The sequence below is a fragment of the Nocardia sp. NPDC003482 genome, from assembly GCF_053588115.1.
In genome coordinates this window covers 308,984-315,774 of the sequence record NZ_JBSFPI010000006.1, presented here as the reverse complement: position 1 = coordinate 315,774, position 6,791 = coordinate 308,984, and the positions used below count along the sequence as shown (strand labels likewise).

9 protein-coding genes are annotated in these 6,791 nt (G+C 71.4%); all 9 read left to right on the top strand.

The annotated features are described in order from the left end of the window. Positions 1-1,056: sensor histidine kinase (locus tag ACWDSJ_RS12370; protein WP_450031545.1), on the top strand; the 1,056-nt coding region annotated here is incomplete at its 5' end. Further along, positions 1,053-1,469, top strand: a complete 417-nt coding sequence (locus tag ACWDSJ_RS12365; protein ID WP_387360693.1) for a roadblock/LC7 domain-containing protein — start codon at positions 1,053-1,055, stop codon at positions 1,467-1,469. The genes ACWDSJ_RS12370 and ACWDSJ_RS12365, both read left to right, overlap by 4 nt. After that, positions 1,466-1,837, top strand: coding sequence for a DUF742 domain-containing protein (locus ACWDSJ_RS12360; RefSeq protein ID WP_450031543.1), 372 nt, complete (start codon positions 1,466-1,468; stop codon positions 1,835-1,837). The genes ACWDSJ_RS12365 and ACWDSJ_RS12360 overlap by 4 nt, the downstream gene beginning before the upstream one ends. Beyond that, entirely contained in the window at positions 1,818-2,438 is a 621-nt protein-coding gene (locus ACWDSJ_RS12355) for a GTP-binding protein (RefSeq protein ID WP_450031541.1), read from the top strand. Before ACWDSJ_RS12360 ends, ACWDSJ_RS12355 begins: the two co-directional genes overlap by 20 nt. Next, the gene (locus ACWDSJ_RS12350; RefSeq protein WP_387360689.1) at positions 2,435-3,700 is read left to right on the top strand and encodes a cytochrome P450; all 1,266 of its coding nucleotides are present in this window, start codon (positions 2,435-2,437) and stop codon (positions 3,698-3,700) included. Before ACWDSJ_RS12355 ends, ACWDSJ_RS12350 begins: the two co-directional genes overlap by 4 nt. Next, complete coding sequence (locus ACWDSJ_RS12345) at positions 3,697-4,935, top strand: cytochrome P450 family protein (protein WP_450031539.1); 1,239 nt, start codon at positions 3,697-3,699, stop codon at positions 4,933-4,935. Before ACWDSJ_RS12350 ends, ACWDSJ_RS12345 begins: the two co-directional genes overlap by 4 nt. Positions 4,936-5,105: 170 nt before the next feature. Next, positions 5,106-5,501: a hypothetical protein gene (locus tag ACWDSJ_RS12340; RefSeq protein ID WP_450031537.1), complete on the top strand. Its 396-nt coding sequence runs from the start codon at positions 5,106-5,108 to the stop codon at positions 5,499-5,501. Continuing rightward, positions 5,491-6,321, top strand: coding sequence for a hypothetical protein (locus ACWDSJ_RS12335; RefSeq protein ID WP_450031535.1), 831 nt, complete (start codon positions 5,491-5,493; stop codon positions 6,319-6,321). Before ACWDSJ_RS12340 ends, ACWDSJ_RS12335 begins: the two co-directional genes overlap by 11 nt. Next, complete coding sequence (locus ACWDSJ_RS12330; RefSeq protein WP_450031533.1) at positions 6,318-6,773, top strand: roadblock/LC7 domain-containing protein; 456 nt, start codon at positions 6,318-6,320, stop codon at positions 6,771-6,773. Before ACWDSJ_RS12335 ends, ACWDSJ_RS12330 begins: the two co-directional genes overlap by 4 nt. Positions 6,774-6,791: the final 18 nt, after the last annotated feature.

Genomic DNA, 6,791 nt, shown 5'->3' with positions numbered 1-6,791 from the left:
GCCGCGCTGGCCGCCGCCCGCGATGCCGCCGCGGCCCAGGTCCGCGAGACCAAGACCAGCGACGCCCGCCGCACCGCGGCCATGGCCGCCTTCGCCAACGCCGCCGGGCGCATGCAGGCGATGATGACGAGCATGCTCGCCGAACTGCGCGAGATGGAACACCGCCACGCCGATCCCACCGTCCTGGCCGATCTGCTGCAACTCGATCACCGCACCGCGCAGGCGGGCCGCTTGGCCGACTCCATCGCCGTGCTCTCCGGCGCGCGTTCGGGCCGCCGATGGGCGAAACCCATTGCGATGGAATCGATTCTGCGCGGCGCGATGGGCCGCGTCGCGGGCTACCAACGCGTGCGGCTGCGCGCGGTCGCCGAGATCGCCATCGCCGGACACGCGGCCGAGGGCGTCATGCACGCGCTGGCCGAACTGCTCGACAACGCCTGCAACTTCTCCCCGCCCACCACCGAGGTGCACGTCTACGCCGCCGAGGTGCCCGCGGGCGTCGTGGTCACCATCGAGGACAGCGGCCTGGTCATGAGCGAATCCGCGCTGGCCCGCGCCGAACGCACGGTCTCGGGCATCGCCTCGAACGGACAACGCGGCGGCAGCGCCCTGGACCTGTCCTCGCTCACCGGCACCCGCCTCGGCCTGGCCGTGGTCGGTCACCTCGCCCACAAACACGGCATGACCGTGTCCTATCGGCCGTCCGCGATCGGGGGCACCGCCGTCGTGGTGGTCGTCCCGCGCGATCTGATCGTGCGCCTGGACCGCGCCCCGGGCTCCACCGCCACCCTCACCCTGCCCGCGGCGCCCGCGCGGCAGCAGCCCGCCCCGCCGCCGATCACGGTCCCCGCCGAACCGGTCGCCGAGATCGCCCTGCCCAAGCGCCGCCGCGGCAGCACGCTCGCGGCAGTGCATCCCGAGGGGCTGTCGGCGCCGCGACCGAGTACTCCCCCGGCGCCCGCTCCCGTCCGCCCGTCGGCGATGGGCGCCTTCCAGCGCGCGGTGTCCGGGCGCGCGGAGCACGCCGAACCCGTTGTCCTGGAGGAGAATTCATGACACTGCCCGTGACCTCGCAGCTGGGCTGGCTACTCGACCAGTTGCTCGCGCGCACCCCGCGCGCCCGGCACGCGCTGCTGCTGTCCAGCGATGGCCTCAAGATCTGCCACACCCCCGAACTCAGCGCCGACAAGGCCGATCAGCTGGCCGCCATCGCCGCGGGCATCCAGAGCCTCTCGCACGGCGCCTCGGTCGAATTCGGCGACGGCCGCTCCGGGGTCCGCCAGTCCATGACCGAGTTCTACGGCGGCATCCTGTTCATCGTGGAGGCCGGGATGGGCGCGCACATCGCGGTGGTCGCGGCCGAGGACGCCGACGCCGGACTGGTCGGCCACAACATGCGCGAACTGGTCGAACAGCTCGCCGACCATCTGGCCGCCGCGCCCCGAACGCCGGGGGCGAGCCGGTCGTGACCAGGCCCGGCCGCGACGACGACCCCGATCGGCTGTACACGCTGACCGGGGGGCGTTCCCGACCCGACAGCGACGCGTTCGATCTGGTGACCCTCGTGGTCAGCGAGTCCGAGCCCACGCCCGGTATGCAGTCCGAGCACCGCGCGATCCTGTCGATGTGCCGCGCGCCCACCGCCGTGGTCGAGATCGCCGCCGAACTGCGGGTGCCCGTCGGCATCGCCATGGTGCTGCTGTCGGATCTGCTGGCCGCGGGCAAGATCACCGTGCGGCATCCGCACGCGTCCGCGAATACCCCTGGGGCGCCGTGGAGTTCGCTGCCCGATACCGAAACGCTCGAGAAGGTGCTCGTTGGTCTCCGCAAGCTATGATCCGCGGCCGGTCCGCTCGGACGCGCCGCTGCCGGGCTCCGCGCACAGCGGTTTCAAGATCGTCATCGTGGGCGGCTTCGGCGTCGGCAAGACCACCATGGTCCGCTCGGTGAGCGAGATCCGTCCGCTCGACACCGAGGCCACCATGACCGATCTCGGTGTGGGCGTGGACGATCCGAGCGGCGCGCCGGGCAAGACGACCACCACGGTCGCCTTCGACTTCGGCCGCATCACCCTCGACGCCGAGCATGTGCTGTATCTGTTCGGCGCGCCGGGCCAGGAGCGGTTCTGGTTCCTGTGGGACCGGTTGTTCACCGGCGCGCTCGGCGCCATCGTGCTCGTGGATCCGCGCCGCATCGCCGACTGCTGGTACGCGGTCGACCGCCTCGAACATCAGCACACGCCGTTCGTGGTGGCGTGCAACGACTTCGGCGGCACGCCCTATCCGCCCGGGCAGCTGCGCGACGCGCTCGATCTGGATCCGTTCGTGCCGCTGGTGAGCTGCGACGCCCGCTCGCGCACCTCGAGCAAACAAGTGTTGATCACCCTGGTCGAGCACCTCTACCGCAACGCCGCACCGAATCCGGAGATCGCGTCGTGACCCTGCCGCACCCCGCCCCCGGTCCCTCGGCCGAACCGGACGTGGTCCCGCTCAGCGGCCCGCGTTTCCACACCGACCCGCAGCAGCTCTACCGCGAGATGCGCCGCGAGCACGGCCCGGTGGTCGCGGTCGAACTGCCCGGCGGCGTGCCCGCGTGGCTGGTCGTCGGCTATCGCGAACTGCATCAGGTGACCAGCGATCCGGAGTCGTTCCCGCGCGATGTGAGCCTGTGGAACCAGTGGCCCCACATTCCGGCGGACTGGCCGCTGCTGCCCATGGTCGGCCGGCCCATGCCCTCGATCTACTACACCGCCGGGGCCGAGCACCGCCGCCACGTCTCGATGGTCGAACCCGCCCTGGACGCGGTCGATCCGTTCGAATTGCGCGTCGCCTGCGAGGATCTCGCGGACCGGCTGATCGACGGGTTCTGCGGGCGCGGACAGGCCGAGCTGGTGACCGACTTCGCCGAACCGCTGCCGGTGCTGGCGCTGGCGCGCATCCTCGGGTTCCCGGACGAGGACGGGCCGGAACTGGCCTGGATCATGAAGACCTTCACCGACGGCGGCCCCGACGCACAGGCCGCGCATCTGCGCTTCGCCGAGCGGATGGGCCGCCTGGTGGCCACCAAGAAGGAGCGGCCCGGCGACGATCTCGTCTCGCGAATGCTGGCCTGCCCCATGGCCTTCACCGATCAGGAGTACGTGCTGGACCTGATGGCGATCGCGGCCGCCGGGCACCTGCCGACCTCGGACTGGATCGGGAACTCGGTGCGGCTCATGCTGACCGACGACCGGTTCGCCGCCGCGCTGGGCGGCGGGCGGCACAGCATCGGGCAGGCGATGAACGAGGTGCTGTGGGAGGACACCCCCACCCAGATCCTCGCCGGGCGCTGGGCCGCGCGCGACACCCGCCTCGGCGACAAGATCGTGCACGCGGGCGATATGCTGCTGCTCGGCCTCGCCGCCGCCAACGCCGATCCCCATGTGCGCCAACATGTCTCGGACGGGACGGAACCGGCGCACAACGGCAACAGCGCGCACTTCGCGTTCAGCTACGGCGAGTACCGCTGCCCGTTCCCGGCCCAACAGATCGCGGAGATCATCGCCCGCACCGGCATCGAGGTGCTGCTGGACCGGCTGCCCGACATCGATCTGGCCGTGCCCGCGCAGAACCTGGTCCGGCGGCCGTCCCCCTTCCTGCGCGGAATGACCTCTCTCCCAGTCTGTTTCACCCCAGTTCGCGCCGTCGGAGGTACCCCATGACCACGCCCTGCCCACATGCCGACACCCTGGTGATCGATCCGATGATCGGCGATCTGGCGGGCGAGACGGCGACGCTGCGCGCGGCCGGACCGCTGACCCGCATCGAGTTGCTGGGCGTGCCCGCCTGGACCGTCACCACGCACGCGCTGGCCCGGCAGCTGCTGGTGGATCCCCGTCTGGTCAAGGACATCTCGGCGTGGGGGCTGTGGCAGTCCGGCGTGGTGACCCGGCAGTGGCCGCTGATCGGCATGATCGACGCGGGCCGGTCGATGTTCACCGTCGACGGCGCCGAACATCGGCGGCTGCGGATCAAGACCACCCAGGCGCTCTCCCCGCGCCGCCTCGACGCGCTGCGCCCGGTGATCGAGCGGACCACCGCCGAACTGCTCGACGACCTCGCGGCGGCCGGGGCCGACGGGGCCGTGGTGGATCTCAAGCAGGTCTTCGCCTATCCGCTGCCGATGCGGGTGATCAGCGAACTCATGGGAGTGCCTCGGGCGGACCACAATTGGCTGCTCGAGTCTTACAAGGCGTTCTTCTCGCTGCTCACCCCGCAGGACGAGCGGCTGCGCGTGATCGCGGAGCTGGACGAGTACTTCACCGATCTGGTGCGCAAGAAGACCGCCCAGCCGCAGGACGATCTCACCTCCGCGTTCATCCTCGCCGACGACGGCGGGGAGCGGCTGACCGAGGAGGAGGTGGTCGGCAATCTCAAGGCGCTCGTCGCCGCGGGCCACGAGACCACCGTCTCGCTCATCCTCACCACCGTGCGCGCGCTGCTGACCCACCCGGACCAGTTCGCGCGGCTACGGGCCGGGGACTACGACTGGAAGCAGGCCATCGAGGAGACGCTGCGCTGGGACGGCCCGGTCATCCATCTGCTCATGCGCTTCGCCACCGAGGACATCGCCATCGGCGACACGGTGATCGAGAAGGGCGAGGGCGTGGTCATGTCGTACCGGGCCATCGGCCGCGACACCGCCGTGCACGGCCCCGACGCCGACGCCTACGACCTGACCCGGCCGACCGCGCATCGGCACGTGTCGTTCGGCTTCGGCCCGCACATCTGCCCGGGCGCGGCGCTGGCGAGGCTGGAGGCCGCGATCGCGCTGCCCGCGTTGTTCGAGCGCTTTCCGCAATTGCGGCTCGCGGTTCCGGTCGAGGAGATCGGCAATCTTCCGGTGCTCACGCAGAATGATCTCGCGGCGTTCCCGATTCATCTCATCCCGGCCTGACACGGTACGAAATCCGGTACGAGCGAACACTTTTCGCATTCAGAAAACCGCGCGGTCGCCATTTCCGCGGCGTAGACAATACTGCGAGGTATTCTCCGGAATTTGCCGAACATCAGCCATTGAAATTGGGTAGCGTCTCGGAACCGTAACCACTTCCGGGGAACGGTGACGTGATCGGTATCGATGACTGCATGGAACGCCTCATGGCGATTCCGGGTGCGCGCGGCGCGACGCTGGTGGACGGGGCGAGCGGCCTGGCGGTCGCGGCGGCCGGGCGGCACGACCCGGTCGATCGGCACGAGGACGCGGCGACCACGACCGATATCGTGCGCGCGGTCCTGACCTGTCCCGCCCTGTCGACCGGGCGGACCGACGACGACGTCACCGAGATCATCATCGGCGGCCCGCACGGTTTCCATCTGCTGCGCCTGATCGCGGGGGACTACGACGGGCGGCTGTTCGTGCACGTGCGGTTCGACGGCGACACCGGCACCCTCGCCCTGGCCCGGTTCAAGGTGCAGGCGATCCTGGCCGAACTCGCCGGAGCGGACGCCGGTGCGCGCTGATCTCGCGAACGAGTTGCGGCGCTTGGGGATTCAGCGCGGCACCGGCGTGTTGCGGGCCGCCGACGGGGCCTTCCACCTCACCGAGGGCGCCATCGCGAGCGCGGACTGCCGCCGCACCCCGGGCCTGGATCGGCTGGTGGTCGCGGCGGGCGTGGCCACCGCCGAGGACTGGCGCCGCGCGGCTGCGGGCGAACCCGGCCGCGTCCTGGACCGCCCGCGGCTCGAGACGCTGGCCCTGCTGTCGGTGTTCGACGCCGCCTACTTCCTGCTGGCCTCCCCCTCGGCGTGCGAATTCCGGCCCGCCCCACCGCATTGGCTCGCCCCGGTGTGCCACATCCCACCCGACGCGCTGGTGCACGAGTGCGCGCGCCGCGGCGATCCGGAGGCCGGGCCGTGGCCCGCGCGGCTGGTGGACCGGGCCCCGGTCGTACCCGTGCGCCGGGCTCGGCGGCGGCGAATCGCGTTGACCGGCGGGCAGATCGAGGTGTTCGGCACGGCCGACGGCCGCCGCAGCGTGGCCGCGATCGCGCGCGAGCTGGGCCGCACCACCTACGGCTGCCTGGTCTCGGTGCGCGAGCTCACCGCGGCGGGCCTGATCGAGCCGCCCGCGACCGACCGCGCCGAACCGGAGGCGCCCGAATCGCCGGTGCCGGTGCCACTGCCGCGCCGGGTGTCCGGCCGTTCCCTGCCGCCGGAGGACGCGGAAACGCCTGCGGCCGTGCGGCATTCGACCCCGGCGGTGACCGTGCCCGAGCGCTGGAGCCCGGTGGACCACGAGACGCTCGTCCGCCTGCGAGCGGCGCTGGAGGAACTCGCGTGACCACGCGCAGGAAGCGACTCGGCGATCTGATGGGAAGGCGGACCAAGGTGAGCGTGACGGAACCCGAACCCGACGCCGTGGTGCTCGCGGAGCTGCGGGCGCTGCGCGAGCGCGTCCCGCGACTGACCGGATCGCTCGTGGCGTCGAGCGACGGCCTGCTCATCGCCCACGACCTGCCCGACCACATCGAACCCGACGGCATGGCCGCGCTCGCGGCCTCCCAGCTCGCGCTGTCGTACCGGCTGGCCACCACGGCCCACGGCGGCGGGTTCGACGAGGTCGTCGTGCAGGGCTCGGCCGGACACGTGGTCGTCTACGCCGCGGGCTGGTCCGCGCTCACCGTGCTCGCCGAACCGGACGTGAATGTCGGTCGGCTGCACCTGGAATCGCGCCCGGTGGCACGCGCGATCGCCGATCACCTCACCGCCACCACCGATGGAACCACCCGATGAAACACCGATTGAGAGGAA